Source organism: Heyndrickxia acidicola (assembly GCF_001636425.1).
In the GTDB taxonomy this organism is placed as follows: domain Bacteria; phylum Bacillota; class Bacilli; order Bacillales; family Bacillaceae_C; genus Bacillus_AE; species Bacillus_AE acidicola.
Genome location: NZ_KV440953.1, coordinates 2559917 through 2575834, shown reverse-complemented (window position 1 = coordinate 2575834; position 15918 = coordinate 2559917). Strand labels below are relative to the sequence as shown.

At 40.4% G+C, this 15918-nt stretch carries 15 protein-coding genes and 2 other annotated features; of the genes, 9 read left to right on the top strand and 6 right to left on the bottom strand.

The window, feature by feature from the left end; all coding sequences use genetic code 11:
• Positions 1-390: 390 nt before the first annotated feature.
• The gene (locus tag A5N88_RS12095; protein ID WP_066266328.1) at positions 391-1479 is read right to left on the bottom strand and encodes a site-2 protease family protein; all 1089 of its coding nucleotides are present in this window, start codon (positions 1477-1479) and stop codon (positions 391-393) included.
• Positions 1480-1821: 342 nt separating this feature from the next.
• Positions 1822-2859, bottom strand: a complete 1038-nt coding sequence (locus A5N88_RS12090) for an aromatic acid exporter family protein (protein ID WP_066266327.1) — start codon at positions 2857-2859, stop codon at positions 1822-1824.
• 230 nt (positions 2860-3089) lie between these two features.
• On the opposite strand from A5N88_RS12090, the gene A5N88_RS12085 reads away from it, so the two are divergent.
• The 8 genes from A5N88_RS12085 (at position 3090) to trpA (ending at position 11172) form a co-directional block, all read left to right on the top strand.
• Positions 3090-3869 (top strand): class I SAM-dependent methyltransferase, encoded by a 780-nt coding sequence (locus tag A5N88_RS12085; RefSeq protein ID WP_066266325.1) that lies wholly within the window; start codon positions 3090-3092, stop codon positions 3867-3869.
• A gap of 190 nt (positions 3870-4059) precedes the next feature.
• Positions 4060-4313, top strand: a binding site (T-box leader).
• A 67-nt stretch (positions 4314-4380) separates the two neighbouring features.
• Positions 4381-4648, top strand: a binding site (T-box leader).
• Between the two features lie 90 nt (positions 4649-4738).
• Positions 4739-6139: an anthranilate synthase component I gene (trpE, locus tag A5N88_RS12080; RefSeq protein WP_066270477.1), complete on the top strand. Its 1401-nt coding sequence runs from the start codon at positions 4739-4741 to the stop codon at positions 6137-6139.
• Entirely contained in the window at positions 6120-6719 is a 600-nt protein-coding gene (locus A5N88_RS12075) for an anthranilate synthase component II (RefSeq protein ID WP_066266323.1), read from the top strand. Before trpE ends, A5N88_RS12075 begins: the two co-directional genes overlap by 20 nt.
• Entirely contained in the window at positions 6703-7728 is a 1026-nt protein-coding gene (gene trpD / locus A5N88_RS12070) for an anthranilate phosphoribosyltransferase (RefSeq protein ID WP_066266321.1), read from the top strand. Before A5N88_RS12075 ends, trpD begins: the two co-directional genes overlap by 17 nt.
• Before the next feature lies 1 nt (position 7729).
• Positions 7730-8524, top strand: a complete 795-nt coding sequence (trpC, locus tag A5N88_RS12065) for an indole-3-glycerol phosphate synthase TrpC (RefSeq protein WP_066266319.1) — start codon at positions 7730-7732, stop codon at positions 8522-8524.
• Between the two features lie 16 nt (positions 8525-8540).
• Entirely contained in the window at positions 8541-9176 is a 636-nt protein-coding gene (locus A5N88_RS12060) for a phosphoribosylanthranilate isomerase (RefSeq protein WP_066266318.1), read from the top strand.
• The gene (gene trpB, locus A5N88_RS12055) at positions 9173-10381 is read left to right on the top strand and encodes a tryptophan synthase subunit beta (RefSeq protein WP_066266317.1); all 1209 of its coding nucleotides are present in this window, start codon (positions 9173-9175) and stop codon (positions 10379-10381) included. Before A5N88_RS12060 ends, trpB begins: the two co-directional genes overlap by 4 nt.
• A 2-nt stretch (positions 10382-10383) precedes the next feature.
• Positions 10384-11172: a tryptophan synthase subunit alpha gene (gene trpA, locus A5N88_RS12050; RefSeq protein ID WP_066266313.1), complete on the top strand. Its 789-nt coding sequence runs from the start codon at positions 10384-10386 to the stop codon at positions 11170-11172.
• A gap of 274 nt (positions 11173-11446) precedes the next feature.
• On the opposite strand, the gene A5N88_RS12045 is transcribed toward trpA, so the two are convergent.
• From A5N88_RS12045 to A5N88_RS24370, 3 genes are all read right to left on the bottom strand, one after another.
• Entirely contained in the window at positions 11447-12718 is a 1272-nt protein-coding gene (locus A5N88_RS12045; RefSeq protein ID WP_066266311.1) for a helix-turn-helix domain-containing protein, read from the bottom strand.
• An 801-nt stretch (positions 12719-13519) separates the two neighbouring features.
• Complete coding sequence (locus A5N88_RS12040) at positions 13520-13678, bottom strand: YfhD family protein (protein ID WP_232317573.1); 159 nt, start codon at positions 13676-13678, stop codon at positions 13520-13522.
• An 89-nt stretch (positions 13679-13767) separates the two neighbouring features.
• Positions 13768-13890 carry a YfhE family protein gene (locus A5N88_RS24370; protein WP_083953132.1) on the bottom strand — a complete coding sequence of 41 codons (123 nt, stop codon included), beginning with the start codon at positions 13888-13890 and terminating at the stop codon, positions 13768-13770.
• A 345-nt stretch (positions 13891-14235) separates the two neighbouring features.
• Here A5N88_RS24370 and recX point away from each other — a divergent pair, with 345 nt between their 5' ends.
• Positions 14236-15051 carry a recombination regulator RecX gene (recX, locus tag A5N88_RS12035; RefSeq protein WP_066266309.1) on the top strand — a complete coding sequence of 272 codons (816 nt, stop codon included), beginning with the start codon at positions 14236-14238 and terminating at the stop codon, positions 15049-15051.
• A gap of 179 nt (positions 15052-15230) precedes the next feature.
• On the opposite strand, the gene A5N88_RS12030 is transcribed toward recX, so the two are convergent.
• On the bottom strand, positions 15231-15911 hold the full coding sequence (locus A5N88_RS12030; protein ID WP_066266307.1) for an SDR family NAD(P)-dependent oxidoreductase: 681 nt from the start codon (positions 15909-15911) through the stop codon (positions 15231-15233).
• Positions 15912-15918: the final 7 nt, after the last annotated feature.

Genomic DNA, 15918 nt, shown 5'->3' with positions numbered 1-15918 from the left:
GATGATAAAAGTCCTTCATCACTGGTATAAATGACTTTTCCCGTGATTATTCTGTAGTATTTGTCCATCATCTTCAAAACGATTGAAGTTCTTCAAAATACATTGCAGCCTCTATATGAGGTATGAACAACTCTTCTTTTAATCTGAGTTATTCCATTTATTAACTTAATTGTTTCACCATCTGAACCTTCATAAAAAACGGTTTTCCAGCCGTTGTCTAAGGTATAAGGAGCATCGGCCGGGTAATTTCCCTTATTTTCCAGACTAGACTGTGTATAGTCATGTGAAATAAAGCTGTATAAAAACCAATGAAGGAAGAAAGAAGGGCAGTCATTTCGATGAGTACAATGCTTAACCCTTCTCTCTCAAAAGATAATTTTTATCCATTTTTCAAAATGGGTGAATGTTAAGCATTTCAACCATGTGCATAGAATACACCATGCTCCCTGATAACAGGACAATGAGCAGAAGATAGGCACCAAAAGTGAGCCATCGTTCCTTGGGCGAGGTTTTTTCATAACTTTCTTGTTTCTTCACTTCTTCACTGATTTGGTTAAATTTTGATTGAACAATTTGTTCCGTAGAATCATTGTCATATAGTGATTCCAGCTGCTGGACAACTCCTTGGATGGCTTCCGCTTTTGCGTTAAACCCAGACTGTTCCTCCCAGTTTTTCGCAGCCTCGAACAATGATTTTATTTGTGCTATTTCCTGCTTGTACTCATAAATTTTGCGATTCAACCACAGCTGCCTTTCATTTATTTCCAAATAAGAATACTCGTGGAGAAGCTCTTCCCAAAGCAAGGATCCCATTTTAAACTCGTCCTGCCAGATTTTTAACTCTACTAATTCCTTTCCTTCTTTACGCATGGTAAAAATATGGATGGTCCCAAAAATGAGCAGTAAAATCAGGATGGGGTCCGGACTGAAAATAGCCATGGCCAATACACCAAGCAGCCCTGCAATTAAGAGTTTTTTACTTAACATTCTTGCAATATGGCCGCCGTCAAGAGGCATCATTGGGATAAGGTTAAATAGGTTTAACATTGCGCCAACTTGTATCATAACCATCCAAAATCCTTGATGAGTTACAAAATACAGCAAGTAGAGCGGAAGAATGGACAGCAATCCAGCGAGCGGCCCCATATAGGCAATATAGGCATCATCTTTAATCGTTTTTGGTTTTTCCTTAATACCTATAAGAGCACCCATAAAGGGGATAAAGACAGCGGCTGTTGTCGGCAAGCCTTTTCGTTTTGCCGCTATAAGATGTCCCATTTCATGAATAAATAGCAAATAAACAAATACAATGGCAAACTTCCAGCCATATATGAAAGCGTAAGCGCCAATGCTGAGAAGCAGGGAAAGAAGGGTATGCAGCTTGGCAATTTTCAGTACGACAACGAGATACTTAAGCTTTGACAGCAGAAGAACGAAAATGCCCCCTAAAAAACCGGATGCTTTCTTGGATGTTTTCATATAAGGCCCCCTTATTTGTATGTAGTACATCTATGTATACGATTCAACAGCAAAAAAGGTTTTGTTCTTTTTAGCGTAAGCTGGCAGACTGATTCTGTTTTGCATAGATTTTTGACATGAGTTAACTCAGCAGCTTTTTAATGTTTAGTAGTTTTTAGGTAGAATATAGCATTTTTTATGAAGGTTCTTTTCGTTACGAATGCTCCTATTTGACACAAAAATCCGTTAAATATGCAACGTTTGTATGAAATTTATGAATAGCTTACGGAAAGATGCCAATAAGTCACGCTACAAACGGAATAATCCGTTGTACGTTAAGTGAATTTATACGAAAAGGATGTTCTAAGCATTGGAAAAGGAGGCAGAGCCTTGTGGCTTGCTGTAAAGAGTTTCTATTAATTCAAAAATAGAAAGCAATTCATAAAGAATGATAAATTCAGAAGAGAAAACCCCTGCAGAATGTTCCCTTTCATCTGCCTCTAATTCTAGAATAAGAGTTTTAAAATACGCACGTGCTTCTTTTACTAAGTGCAAATTGTTATACATAGTTGCAGGGGTTCTAAGGGCATTAACCAAAGATTCTGTAAGTGAGGCAATATTCTCTTTTTGGTCCATTGTCCATCGTAAAGGCTGTTTTGGTATAAACATGAGATTTCCCAGATGATAATGAATTTTCCTTAATTGCTGAAGCTTATATTCATCTATATAAAAAGCTTGATATTCCACCTCCGTGAAACGGTGAAAACGCCAATCCTCTTTTTGAAACTGACAAAGCCTTTCAGACTTATCCAATTCCTCCCTTGCATGGAGGAATGAATCTACAGGATGTAAAAAATCATTTTCTGAGTTTAAAAGTGTGTCAATAATAGCAGTTAGATTTTTTCCTGTGTCCGCTAATAGTACAGTAATACGTTTTGAAATCGTTAACGAATAATTCGGGGGCAGAATGAGAAAATTTACTAATGCAGATACAACTAAGCCGATAGTAGTTGTTCCAAGACGTATAAAAAAAGCAATAATAAGATTGCTGTGTATGACATCCACCATGGCTACCGAAGTAAGAGCAGCAACAAGCAGACCATCATGAAGCTTTAGCTTGTAGCATGTGAATATAGTAAAGACAGCAGCAGCTGCGTAGGTAATGGGTGAATCGTGAAATAAGGAAATAAAAAGGACAGCAAAGGCTGATCCAATAGCGGAGGCAGGAAACCGGACTAATCCTTTTTTTATAGAATCCATTACTGTGGGCTCAATAGAAACGATAGAAGTAATAACTGCAAATACAGCAGGCCAGTGAAGCCAATTGCATATGAGTGCAGTTGACAAGACGGCAATACCTGTTTTCGCAATTCTGCCGCCAATAAAGTGTTGCTTCTTCAAATTAAATCACCAACCTTAAAAATAAAATATAATACCATTATACAATACTACTAAACAACAAATTTACACTGTTACACTAAAGCGTAAAAGGGGTCTGACCCCTACAATTCTGAATATTCAGCTTACACGGGGGCTTGTCATATATAAGAAAATTTTATGAGAAGATATCACTTTTTACGATTAGTGGGTATTGGTAAGGAGTGGTAAAATTTAATCAGAGGTGATGGCTGATGAAAAAGGATTTTTTTGAAGGAATTCAAAAGGACACTTACGCTAATCGCGGAGCAGGGGACAATTGGAAAGATGCCATTCGAAAGCGTGTGGACATCAAAAATAAGACTGCAGCCGACATTGGAATAGGAGGAGGTATTTATTCCATTGCCCTGGCAGAGCTTGGTGCAGCAAGGGTTATAGGAATCGATATAGCTGAAAACATGCTGGCAGCAGCCCGCAGTAACTGCCATTCGTACCCTCAAATTGAATTTCAGCTGGGCCATGCAAGCGATACAAAATTAAAGGATCAAGAAGTAGATGTCATTTTGGAAAGAGCATTGATTCACCATCTTACAGAGAGTCAATTAAAGGATTGTTTTGTGGAGGCAAAACGCATCTTACAGGATGAAGGTGTGTATATTATACAAGACAGGACATCGGAGGATTGTCTGGTGAAAGGCAGTCCAGAGCACCTGAGAGGATACTTTTTTGATATATACCCTCAGCTTAAGAAGAAGGATATTTCCAGAAGACATTCTATTGAGACTGTACATGATACATTATTTCAATCAGGATTTAGAGAAGTTGAATTTTTTACACTTTGGGAAAATAGAAAACTTTATCAATCCGGAGAAGAACTGAGACAGGAAATTTTAGATCGAAAGGGCCGGTCCATTCTTTTTGAATTGAACGATCAACAGCTTGAAGTGCTTGCAGATAAGATTCTGGAAAAAGCAGAGGGGGAATTCCCGCTTCAGGAAAAAGAAAGATGGACCATTTGGATTGCAATGAAATAACTCCCATAGTAAAGAAGCAGTGTATGCAGGGTGCCTGTTATCCGGGAATTTTGATGTATGTCCATCGGCCAGGCATTTAGAGGGGTTTAAAAAAACATAAAAAAATAAAGTAAGTATGGTTGACAAAGAAATTAATTCGTAATAACATTAGTACCAATAAATCAAATGAAACAGTAAATTTTAAAAATAGATTCAGGCAATGATGGAGAGTAGTAGTCTAAATGGACACTTTAGAGAGCTGGTGGTTGGTGCAAACCAGTGTGGAAATCTAGATGAATGGACTTCTGAGCTTCCAAACCGAACCTCAAAGGAGCAGTAGGCTTTGGCGAAAGTCTCGTCGTTATAAGAGACGGATATTAAGGCAGGTTTATTTTGCCTGATATTGTCAAAGTGAGCTGTTCGTTCAGCTAATAAAGGTGGTACCGCGGGTTCCTCGTCCTTTTTGGATGAGGGACCCTTTTGTATTTTAAAGGAAAAAAATACTAGCTCAGCGGCTAGCGAATTTCATATATATAAATCATTGATTAAGGAGAGTAGGTTTCACTAAAAGCATTACAGAGAGCCGGCATTGGTGAGAGTCCGGTATGTGGAGTGAGATTGAATGGTCTTATGAGAGGTTTCCTGAATTGGAGTAGGGAGACACGGAATTCCCCCGTTAAAAGGATAGGGTATCGGCTGAACCAAAATCATCCCGTACCTGAACAAAGAGGCAGGATTCTTTTTATATCTTTTTATATCCTGCAATAAGAGGTGGCACCGCGATCTGTATCGTCCTCTATAAACGAAGGCAAAAGCTTTTGTTTATAGAGGACTTTTTTTATTTCTGGATTACTACAGCAGCAAAAATCCTGATAAAAGGAGAAGGAAAAATGACACAGACACAGCATACACAATATAAAATTTTGAAGCTAAATGGAGACACTCTTACCCCCATAACGGTTTTTAACCGGCTGAGAGGCAGAAAAAAATGTCTTTTGGAAAGCTCATTAAAACATCAGGAAAACGGAAGATATTCCTTTATTTCCTTGAATCCAATCAAGGAAATTAAAGGAGACATGAATGGCATTACGATTCTTGATCATACAGATGGCAGCATCCAGATAGCAAAGGGTCTGCCTCATGAAGTGATACAGGCACATCTTCCTCATCAGGAGCTGGATCTCCCGTTTCCGTTTTATGGAGGATTCATTGGGTATCTTGGATATGATGTCATTCGGCAGTACGAAAATATCGGCCGTACCCCGCATGATGAACTAGGTATTCCTGACTTTCATGTTTCGCTATACCAGGATGTCATTGTTTTTGACCATGAACATTTAACCATCTATCTTATTGCACTGAATGGATCTGAGAGTGAGCTTGAAACAAGACTTTCAGCATTGAAAGAAATGATTTACACAAATAAAAAGGATGAAGAAGATCTTGAGAATTCCATAATGGCTTTTAAACCCGCCATTGAAAAAAAAGACTTTGTAAACATGGTAGAAACAGCTAAAAAGCATATTGAGCAGGGAGACATTTTTCAAATCGTTTTATCTCAAAGGCTGAAAAGTGAAATGAATACGGATCCGTTTCATTTTTATCGAAAACTTCGAAAGGCAAATCCATCCCCTTACATGTTTTATATGGATTATGAGGACCATGTTCTGCTGGGAGCTTCTCCTGAGAGCCTGATTAAAACAAAAGGCAGGACAGTTATCACGAACCCTATTGCTGGTACAAGAGCGAGAGGAGTAACAATGGAAGAGGATCAAAAGCTGGCTAAGGAGCTGCTGGAGGATGAGAAGGAGCTGGCGGAACATAAAATGCTGGTGGACTTGAGCCGGAATGATCTTGGCAGGGTATGTGAGCCTGGATCCATTGAGGTTTCTAAGTATATGGAAATCGAGCGCTACCAGCACGTCATGCATATTGTTTCCGAAGTACAGGGAACATTGCATGAGGAGTATACCGGGCTGAATGCTTTAATTTCCTGCCTGCCTGCCGGGACCGTATCGGGTGCCCCGAAAATCAGGGCCATGCAAATCATAAATGATCTGGAGACAGTAAAGCGGAATGCTTACGCGGGTGCCATAGGATACATCAATGTAAATGGGGATGTCGACTTTGCCTTGGCTATCCGCTCACTCGTTGTAAAAGACGGCTATGCCTATGTTCAGGCAGGAGCAGGTATCGTGTATGATTCAGTGCCTGAGCTTGAATATGCCGAAACCTTGAATAAAGCAAAATCCCTTTTGGAGGTGCACATCAATGATCTTACTGTTAGATAACTATGATTCCTTTACCTATAATTTGTATCAATATATCGCGGAGACCGGTGAACAAGTAAGGGTTGTCCGGAATGATGAGATGACAGTTGAAGAGCTTGACAAATTGAAACCTGAAGCCATAATCGTTTCTCCTGGACCAGGAAAGCCGGAGGATGCCGGTATAACGATTGAGGTCATCCAATCTTTTTATCAAAAGGTTCCCATCCTTGGGGTTTGTCTGGGACATCAGGCCCTCGGTGCAGCATTTGGAGCTGAAATAGAGCAGGCGCGTGAAATCAAGCACGGAAAAACCTCCATGATCACACATGTGGGAACAGGAATTTTTGACTATATGCAGCAGCCTCTTGAGGTCATGCGTTACCATTCTCTCGTGGTAAAAAAAGAAACCATTCCTCCCTCTTTTAAGGTGCTGGCACGCTCCATGGATGATGGGGAAGTAATGGCTATCAAACATTATGGCTTCCCGCTTTACGGCGTCCAATTTCATCCGGAATCAATAGGGACAAAGGGCGGCAAGATGATTATTCAAAACTTTTTAAAGGAAATTCGAAAGGAGGCCCAACATGCAACAATTTCTTGAAAAGCTGCTGTACCGGGAGAATTTGCCTTTTGATGAAATGGTGTCAGCATCACGGAATCTTTTTTCAGAAGAAACAACGGATAGTGAAATGGGAGCTTTTCTTGCGGCGCTGAAGCTAAAAGGAGAAACACCGGATGAAATAGCAGGACTGGTCGAGGCAATCCGTGAAAAATCCGTTCCAATCCGGCACACAGGCATGAGTGTAATGGATAACTGCGGAACAGGCGGCGACCGTTCGCAAAGCTTTAATATCAGCACTACTTCTGCATTTGTTATAGCGGGAGCAGGTATTAAAGTAGCCAAACATGGAAACCGGAGTGTCTCAAGCCGCACAGGAAGTGCCGATGTGCTGGAGCATTTAGGTATTTCATTGTCTTTTCCGCCTGATGCTGTTGAGGAGCTGTTGAATGACAATGGAATTGCCTTCCTGTTTGCTCCTTATGTTCATCCGGCTTTAAAACGAATTATGAAAATCAGAAAGGATCTTAAAGTGCCTACTGTGTTTAACTTAATCGGTCCGCTGACAAATCCCCTGGAACTGGATACACAGCTTGTTGGAATTTATGACAGAAGTATGCTGGACATGATGGCCAAGGTGCTTCAGAAAATGGGGAGGAAACGCGCACTTATTGTAAATGGAGCAGGTTTCATGGACGAAGCCTCACTATCCGGTGAGAATCATTTAGTACTCCTGGAAAAGGGGAAGACCACTCCATTAGTGATAACCCCTGAAGATGTCGGCCTTCCTGTTTATGAGCATAAAGAGATTATTGGCGGTGGGGCAAAGGAAAATGCAGCAATCCTGCTCGGTGTCCTTCAAGGAAAGAAGGGTGCCTATCGGGATACGGTCCTTTTAAATGCAGGCCTCGCCATATTCGCCAACGGCGCTGCAAAAACCATCCAAGAGGGAATTAACATGGCAAGAGAGAGTATTGATTCCGGAGCAGCTGAAAGCAAGCTTCAATATTTAGTAAACTACAGTTCAAAACTTGCACATGAGGTGATATAAAATGACCATATTGGATACGATTTTAAAGGAAAAAGAAAAGGAGGTAGCCTTGTTAAAAGAACAGGGTGAAAATTATCCGGAGGCACTTCCGAAAAAGAAAATCCCTTCTTTTTATGAGACATTCCAACAATCAAAAACAATGTCCATTATTTCAGAAATCAAACGCGCATCCCCTTCAAAGGGTGACATTAATGCAGGCGTAGACCCGGTTGAACAGGCAAAGCTTTATGAGGAGAATGGAGCGGGTGCAATTTCCGTGTTAACCGACCAGGCCTTTTTCAAAGGAACAATGGATGATTTATATGCTGTACGGCAGGCCGTCAGCCTTCCTATTTTATGTAAAGACTTTGTAATTGACCGAGTACAGATTGACCGCGCCAAAGCTTATGGAGCAAACATTATATTACTCATTGTAGCTGCTTTGCCGAAAGAACAGCTGAAAAGTTTATATGATTATGCAAGAAGTAGGGATTTGGAGGTATTGGTGGAGGTCCATAACGAAATGGAACTAATCGTTGCACGGGAAATAGGGGCAAATATTATTGGCATCAATAACCGTGATTTAAAAACATTTCAAGTCAGCCTTGAAACGACTGAATGTCTTGCAGATCTAGTAGAGGATCCTTCCATTTTGCTGATCAGTGAAAGCGGAATTCAAACCAGGAAGGATGCAGAGAAAGTAAGAGACAGCGGGGCCAAAGGATTGCTGGTAGGAGAGACGCTTATGCGTTCAGGAGATATAAAAAAAACAATTGAAGACTTAAAGGTACCGTATTCTTTACCTAGTGCCTATTAAAGGGAGTCGTTAAAGTATGCTAGTAAAAATTTGCGGAATTAAAAGCAAAGAAGCAGCAATGGCGGCAGCAGAGGCAGGAGCAGATTTTATCGGGTTTGTTTTTGCAGAGAGCAAACGCCGTCTATCACCTGAACAGGCTGCCGAAATTGGAAGGGTCATTCCAGCTCATGTGAAAAAGGTTGGTGTGTTTGTAAATGAGTCTCCTTCAGTTATCGAAGAAATTGCCGGTACAGCGGGGTTGGATGTAATCCAGCTGCACGGAGATGAAACAAAGGAGTTTCAAGAAAAAATATCGCTTCTCACAATAAAGTCCTTTGAAATGAGTGAGGACAAAGATCTTAAAAAAATAGAGGCATTTTCCCCAACATATTATCTGCTGGACAGCCCGGTCGGCAAGTACCGAGGAGGAAATGGAACCGCATTTGAATGGAGTCTGACAGAGCAGCTGTCTATACCAAAAGAAAAAATAATGTTAGCCGGAGGGCTAACAGTCGAGAATGTAGCTGATGCCATTCTTACAGTAAAGCCTGGTGCAGTAGATGTTTCTAGCGGAGTCGAAACAAACGGAGAGAAGGACTTGGAGAAAATTAAAGCGTTTATAAAAAATGCAAAGCAATCTTTTCAACTTTTAAAGGAGAGTGAAGGAAAATGACAACAACTGCTTCTACTTATTCACAACCGGATGCTAAAGGGCATTATGGCGCTTTTGGAGGCCGATATGTACCTGAAACTTTAATGCCAGCTGTTTTAGAATTAGAAAAAGCTTATACAGAAGCGATGGCTGATCCAGCGTTTAAAAAGGAATTAAACTATTATCTCACTCAATACATCGGCCGTGAAACACCGCTTTATTATGCGGAAAACCTCTCAAAGCACTTTGGCGGCCCAAAAATCTATCTTAAGAGGGAGGATTTGAACCATACTGGTGCTCATAAAATCAACAATACCATCGGGCAGGCGCTTTTAACACTTAGGATGGGAAAGAAAAAGGTAGTGGCAGAAACGGGAGCTGGCCAGCACGGCGTAGCAACTGCAACTGTTTGTGCACTTCTCGGCCTGGAATGTGTGGTCTTTATGGGGGCTGAGGATATTAGAAGGCAAAAGCTGAACGTTTTCCGTATGGAGCTATTAGGGGCAGAAGTCCGCAGCGTGGAGCAGGGAAGCGGAACATTAAAGGATGCAGTAAATGAAGCACTCCGCTACTGGGTAACACATGTGGAAGATACACATTATATTTTAGGTTCGGTCGTAGGACCTCACCCATTCCCGCAGATTGTCCGTGATTTCCAGAGTGTCATTGGAGAAGAGACACGCAGGCAGATGCTTGACCAAACAGGAGAACTCCCGGATGCAGTCATTGCCTGCATTGGAGGCGGAAGCAACTCAATGGGGATGTTTTATCCTTTTATAAAAGATGAAACGGTTAAGCTTTATGGCGTTGAAGCTGGAGGATCCGGCATTGAGAGCGGAAAACATGCAGCTGTGCTGACGGACGGAAAGCTTGGTGTCCTTCATGGGACTATGACGTATTTGCTGCAGGATAACCACGGTCAAATTCAGGAGGCGCACTCTGTTTCTGCAGGATTGGATTATCCGGGCGTTGGTCCTGAACACAGCCATTTAAAGGAAATTGGACGTGTCCACTATACATCAATTACAGATACTGAGGCACTGGATGGATTTAAATTGCTGGCACAAACCGAAGGGATTATCCCTGCTCTAGAAAGCTCTCATGCCATTGCGTATGCACAGAAACTGGCGAAAGAAATGAACGAGGATGAAACGATTGTCATTTGTCTATCAGGACGCGGTGACAAGGATGTCGAAACGGTAAAAGGCTTATTGGGAGGGAATTGAAAATGGGAAAAAACCGAATTGATCGAGCATTTCAAGCAGTGTTGGACCGTGATGAAAAAGCATTTGTCCCTTACATTATGGCAGGGGACGGAGGCCTTGAGATATTGGGAGAAAGGCTTACGTTTTTAGAGGAAAGCGGAGCGACAGTGGTGGAAGTGGGGGTTCCTTTTTCCGACCCTGTTGCGGACGGCCCTACGATCCAGGCTGCTGGAATTCGTGCACTTGAAGCAGGAACAACCCTGAAGGGCATACTGGCAGAGCTTACGGCTAGTAAATCCACTAGAAGCATTCCTATTGTCATGATGAGTTATTTTAATCCTATTTATGTGTATGGAGCGGAGATATTTGCGCAGGAATGTGTAGAAGCAGGGGTGGATGGTTTAATTATTCCAGACCTGCCGTATGAAGAGGAGGAAATTATTGCAGATGAACTGGATAAATATGGTATCTCCCTTATCCGATTAGCTGCTATTACCAGCCCGGATGAACGCTTAGAAAAACTGGCTAAACAAACGGAAGGGTTTTTATACGCAGTAACTGTGACTGGAATTACTGGGGCCAGAACGTCCATTCGTGAAGGAATTGCACTCTACTTGAAAAAGCTTAAGCAGTACTCGAAAGTCCCAGTTCTCGCTGGATTTGGAGTATCCACACCAGAACAGGTCAGGGAGCTTGGAGATGCCAGTGATGGAGTTGTGGTAGGAAGCAGAATCATTGAGTTGTTTCAAAAGAATGATCTCGAAGCCATTCAGGCATTGATTCAGGCATCGAAAGGACTTGAAGTGAAATAAGGGTGAAACTGTCTTTATCGCAATAGTCAAGATTGAGGAGTTTTGCGGATTAAAGTACTAAAGGGGTCTGACCCCTTTTGTGCTTTAAAGCAATAAAAAGGATCCTTGCTTTTAAAATGCAAGGATCCTTTTTTATCATCATTTTCTTTCAAAAATTGATTCCTTCACCGTTAATTGGTGGATACTGCTCTTCCCATCCAAGTTGGTATGTCTCTTTTTTCCCTAGGGCATGGAAGTTAACAACTGCTTTTTTACCTTTCAATGTCCCAGCCTCCTAAAGTGCAAGTATTTTTTCATATGCTGAATTTGCAAGTGCAAAGGATGCAGCCGCCTCTTTATACAATTCCCGATTATTATAATAATCCCCCAGTGTTTTTGAATAGAGGATTAGGAGATGATATTTCTTTATTTCTTTAAAATACGGAATTGCTTCTTCCAACACAAAAACATCAAAACCAGAAGGAAAACCGTCGGCAATATACTTGTAAAATTTCAGTTCAATCATTTGCTGTTTATAGTCCTCATGGTCCAGCACATGCCGGAAACCTTCATCCAGCCACTTGTTTACTTGTTCAAAACAGCCAATAATGTAGTATTCTTTAATGATATTAAGAATAGTATTCAAGGTATCCTGTCTTTTAGGACGCTTAGGATCAGATGGATGCTCAAGGCTTCTTAGAAAGAAAGAAATGGCCTGGCTGGAGTTTCCTTCTTGTGACTTAAGGATGCCCAGGTTGTTATCAATTTTAGGAAGAATAGACATATATCCAGTAGATTCAGCCAGCTCCCTGGCCCAGTTATAATGTTTTGCAGATTCAAAATAATCCTGAACTCTTCTATAAGCCAAGCCCAGTAAGAGGTGGCAATCGGTGCAGCGTTTGAATTGGTAGGTCCCTTGAAATAAGGAGAGCGCCTCTTCAATATAATAGATGGTCAGCGTATTCTTTCTCATCCTCGATAGTACCAGACCATACATATAGTAAAGATCAGCCTGCTCTTCTTTTAAATGGCTTCGAATTGAAATTAAATACTTTTTAGCATGGCTAAAGGCTTGAACTGCTTTTGTATACTTTTGGTGATAATAAAAATAATTTCCGCAGCATTTATGAAAGGCAAATTTCAATTCATCAGGCAAGTCAAATTGAAAAGGCTTTAATTGCTCGATTAGTTCAAGGGCCTCTTCCAGATTGGAATGAATGAGATGGTAACGAATTAAGTAGGTATGGTACGTTAAGATAAGTTTGAATTCATCCTGGTCAGAAATGGATTTGAGAATAGACTGATGCAATTCATCTGCCTTTTCTTTATGATTAAGGACCAAATATCGCCTCCATCTCTCTAACAGTTCTATTAAAGTTTCATTTACATTTGTCATAAAGGGAATCTCGAGCTTATCGCAAAGACCGCTCATTAATTCAATAGGTGGGGTCTGCTCATTTTTTTCTATTGATTTGAGGTATGCGACGGTCGTAATGCCTTCTGCCAGCTCGGCTTCAGTCATTCGTTTTTTAAGACGGTAAAAGTGTATTCTAGTGCCAATGTTCATAATACTAGCTCCCTAATATAGACTGCCCTTTTATTATAATTAAATTTTTTAAAAAGTGGAATAAGTTTCAAGTAGGCAAATAGTCCGAAAAATAAGTTTAAAATAATTGGCGAATGAAAGGAAAAAGACGAAGATTCAAATAAATATTTCATTTGCTTTCGACAAATACTTATCCACAAATAAAACGACCAATTTTTAAAAATTTGAACAAATAGACTTTTCTAAATTGATGTTAATAACAGTATCCACATAGTTATCAACAGTTTTGGTGGTTAAATCCCTTGGTTTTGATTAGTTATACACAGTATTAACAAGTGAAACGTGCGACTTATCCACCATTTCAAAACGCACCTTTATAAACAAAAACTAATGAAATTTACAAGTTTTTGTCGCAAATTATCAATTTCTACCATAGAAATTTATCTTGATTTTAAAAGTCCCATGTCCTAATTATAGGGAAATTGGTTGATATAGCAGTAGGAAATGATGCTGAAGCTAGAAAGAGACTACATTGGTAAATTTCTTATTTTCTATGATCTGTTCATTCTGCTGGGTTGATTTCTACTGAAGGAATTCGCTTTCCACGAGCTTCCTGGTCGCATTATTCTGCGGGGTCTCCTCTAATACGCTTTTCTAAGCAGCAGTCTCGTGTATTCACTCTTCCAATCAACATAGGTTTACAATTAACAGTGTTCTTTAATAACAGAGGCATTTTAAAAAAGAAACGCCCCTGAAAACAGAATTCAGGGGCGACTCTTTATACCGTTTTTAGTACACTGTTCCAAAAGATTCATACAGACACTATTGTTTTCTTTTTTTAGCGCGTTTATCTGCGGCTTCAGAGCGAGCCTGGGCTTCGAGGTCATCGTGATCGGCCAGCTCCTGGGAGTATTCTACATCCCGTCCGTCCGACTTTAAGTTCTTGGGTACTTGAGGAAGGCTTCGTTTATCTTTTGCCAAAGGAAAAACCCCTTTCAAGTATAGTGCGATAACCTGTAATCGGTCCGCACTAATAGAGTACTCTTGAAAGGGAATTTTCAAACAGGTAATTATTTGCGATAATCGTCAGCGTACCCGCCTGCACGGTCAGCTTTTTTAAACTCATGGGAATATGTAACGGATTGCATAGCAGTTAAGTTGCTTTTACTTTTTACTCTTTTGTCTTTTGGCATTTCTATCATCCTTTCAGCACAGATTCATCTTCTAGTATTTCCTATGGAAAGTGAAAAATACTTTAAAAAAGCCTAAAATAGAGCTTCTTTTTATAAAGGATCTTTTCGTAACCTTTGTTGATATATGACACACTGAAAAATGATTGAAAATCCAGGTTCAGTAATAGCTCGTGACTAGTTGCGACAAGATGCCACGAAGACAGATAATATATGGAATTCCACTTTGTACGTAAAGCAACAATCTATGTGGAAACATTATTTTTACAACCTGGCTGTTAATGAAGCTAAAGGAAGCATTAATAAGAACCATTCATGTTAAAATAGAGAATGAAGGGGGAAGGTGAAATGCCGATCATAACCAAAATTTCTGCTCAGAAAACTAATACAGAACGTTTTAATCTTTTTATCGATGAAAAGTATGCATTTAGTGTGGATGCCGATGTACTGGCAAGATTTCAATTGTCAAAAGGGAAAGAATTAAGTGCCCTGGATTTAACAGAAATTGAATACCAGGATGATATCCGCAAAGGGGTAAACAGTGCTATTCAATTTCTTTCCTTTCGTATGAGGTCAGAGAAGGAAGTGCGGGATTACTTAAAGAAAAGTGAACTGGATGAAGCCATTATTCAAGAGGTTATTCACAAGTTATTCAAACGAAACTATTTAAATGACTTGGAATTTGCAAAAGCATATGTCCGTACTCAAATGAATACCGCTAAAAAGGGACCGGTTATCCTTAAACAGGAACTGCAGGCAAAAGGGATAAATGTGCATGAAATTGAGCTTGCACTAGAAGAATATTCAAACGAACTGCAAGTAGAGAATGCAATGGCTCTTGCAGTAAAAACGATAAAGCAAAATCGAAAGCTTGCTGAAAAAATGGTTCAGCAAAAAATGGAACAGGTGCTTGTACGCAAGGGCTTTATGCATCATACCATAAACATTGTCCTTGAAGAGGCAGCATATGAAAAAGGAGAGGATGAACAATGGGAGGCTATAATGGAACAGGGGAGAAAGGCTCATCGCCGATTTCAAAAGTTCGAGGGCTTTGAGTATGCACAGAAAATGAAACAAGCTCTTTATCGCAAAGGCTTCCCTATTGAATTGATCGAACGTTTTATTGAAGAAAATGCTCAGGTGGATGACCGGGAGGTAGATTAAATCCCCAGAGCCATTGCTGATCATGCAAAGGCTCTGGTAAGGCATCCAATATCGAGGCTAAAAGGCTACCGGACATCCCATTTATACACTTCGCAGCTTCCATATCAAATTTTACTTCCCCTTACGTCTGTTTTTCCCTGACCAGATTGTCTTATTCTCATTCAGCAGTAGACATCCTCTCATTTTTTCGATTCAATGACTATTTCATCCGTCACTTGACTTTGCTCATATATTAATTGGGCAACTTCTGATGGTGAACGAAGACGGCTTTTGTCTGAGATGTGATCATTTGTATCCCAAAAAGGAGTGTCCATTCCGCCCATATAAGCAGGGATTATCCGTAAATCTGTTTCTTCTAGTTCTTTTTTCAGGCTTTCTGTAAAGCCTCTTACAGCAAATTTACTCGCCGCGTAAAGGGATTCATTTTTTTTCCCTCGCAGTCCAGCTGTAGAGATAATATTAAGTATGGTTCCTTTGTTATTCTTCTGCATAATAGGGAGAATTGCTTTCGTCATGTAAATGGTTCCGAAAGTGTTGGTTTCAAACAAGAGTGTTAAATCCTCTTCCTTTGATTCCAGAAAAGGGCCAAAGCGGCCTGCTCCTGCGTTATTAATAAGAAGGGTAACATCATGGTCCTGAGGAATCGACTTTACAAAATTTTCAATCGCTGTCATATCTCTGATATCAAGAGAAACAGCTGCTGCAGAGCCTGTATTTTCTGTTTTTATTTCCTCACATACAGTGTCGAGGCTTGACTTCGTTCTCCCTATAAGATAGACAAAGAAGCCTTCCTTTGCATAAAGCTTTGCCAGTTCAGCTCCCAGACCTGTTCCTGCGCCTGTTACAATTGCTGTCTTCATCGTGTTA

What these genes read in the sequence shown, in the direction of transcription:
- A5N88_RS12075 (WP_066266323.1), top strand. Translation starts at nt 6,120, where the DNA reads ATGATCTTACTGTTAGATAACTATGATTCCTTTACCTATAATTTGTAT.
- trpA (WP_066266313.1), top strand. Translation starts at nt 10,384, where the DNA reads ATGGGAAAAAACCGAATTGATCGAGCATTTCAAGCAGTGTTGGACCGT.
- A5N88_RS12085 (WP_066266325.1), top strand. Translation starts at nt 3,090, where the DNA reads ATGAAAAAGGATTTTTTTGAAGGAATTCAAAAGGACACTTACGCTAAT.
- A5N88_RS12095 (WP_066266328.1), bottom strand. Translation starts at nt 1,479, where the DNA reads ATGAAAACATCCAAGAAAGCATCCGGTTTTTTAGGGGGCATTTTCGTT.
- A5N88_RS12030 (WP_066266307.1), bottom strand. Translation starts at nt 15,911, where the DNA reads ATGAAGACAGCAATTGTAACAGGCGCAGGAACAGGTCTGGGAGCTGAA.
- trpD (WP_066266321.1), top strand. Translation starts at nt 6,703, where the DNA reads ATGCAACAATTTCTTGAAAAGCTGCTGTACCGGGAGAATTTGCCTTTT.
- trpE (WP_066270477.1), top strand. Translation starts at nt 4,739, where the DNA reads ATGACACAGACACAGCATACACAATATAAAATTTTGAAGCTAAATGGA.
- A5N88_RS24370 (WP_083953132.1), bottom strand. Translation starts at nt 13,890, where the DNA reads ATGCCAAAAGACAAAAGAGTAAAAAGTAAAAGCAACTTAACTGCTATG.
- trpC (WP_066266319.1), top strand. Translation starts at nt 7,730, where the DNA reads ATGACCATATTGGATACGATTTTAAAGGAAAAAGAAAAGGAGGTAGCC.
- A5N88_RS12045 (WP_066266311.1), bottom strand. Translation starts at nt 12,718, where the DNA reads ATGAACATTGGCACTAGAATACACTTTTACCGTCTTAAAAAACGAATG.
- recX (WP_066266309.1), top strand. Translation starts at nt 14,236, where the DNA reads ATGCCGATCATAACCAAAATTTCTGCTCAGAAAACTAATACAGAACGT.
- trpB (WP_066266317.1), top strand. Translation starts at nt 9,173, where the DNA reads ATGACAACAACTGCTTCTACTTATTCACAACCGGATGCTAAAGGGCAT.
- A5N88_RS12060 (WP_066266318.1), top strand. Translation starts at nt 8,541, where the DNA reads ATGCTAGTAAAAATTTGCGGAATTAAAAGCAAAGAAGCAGCAATGGCG.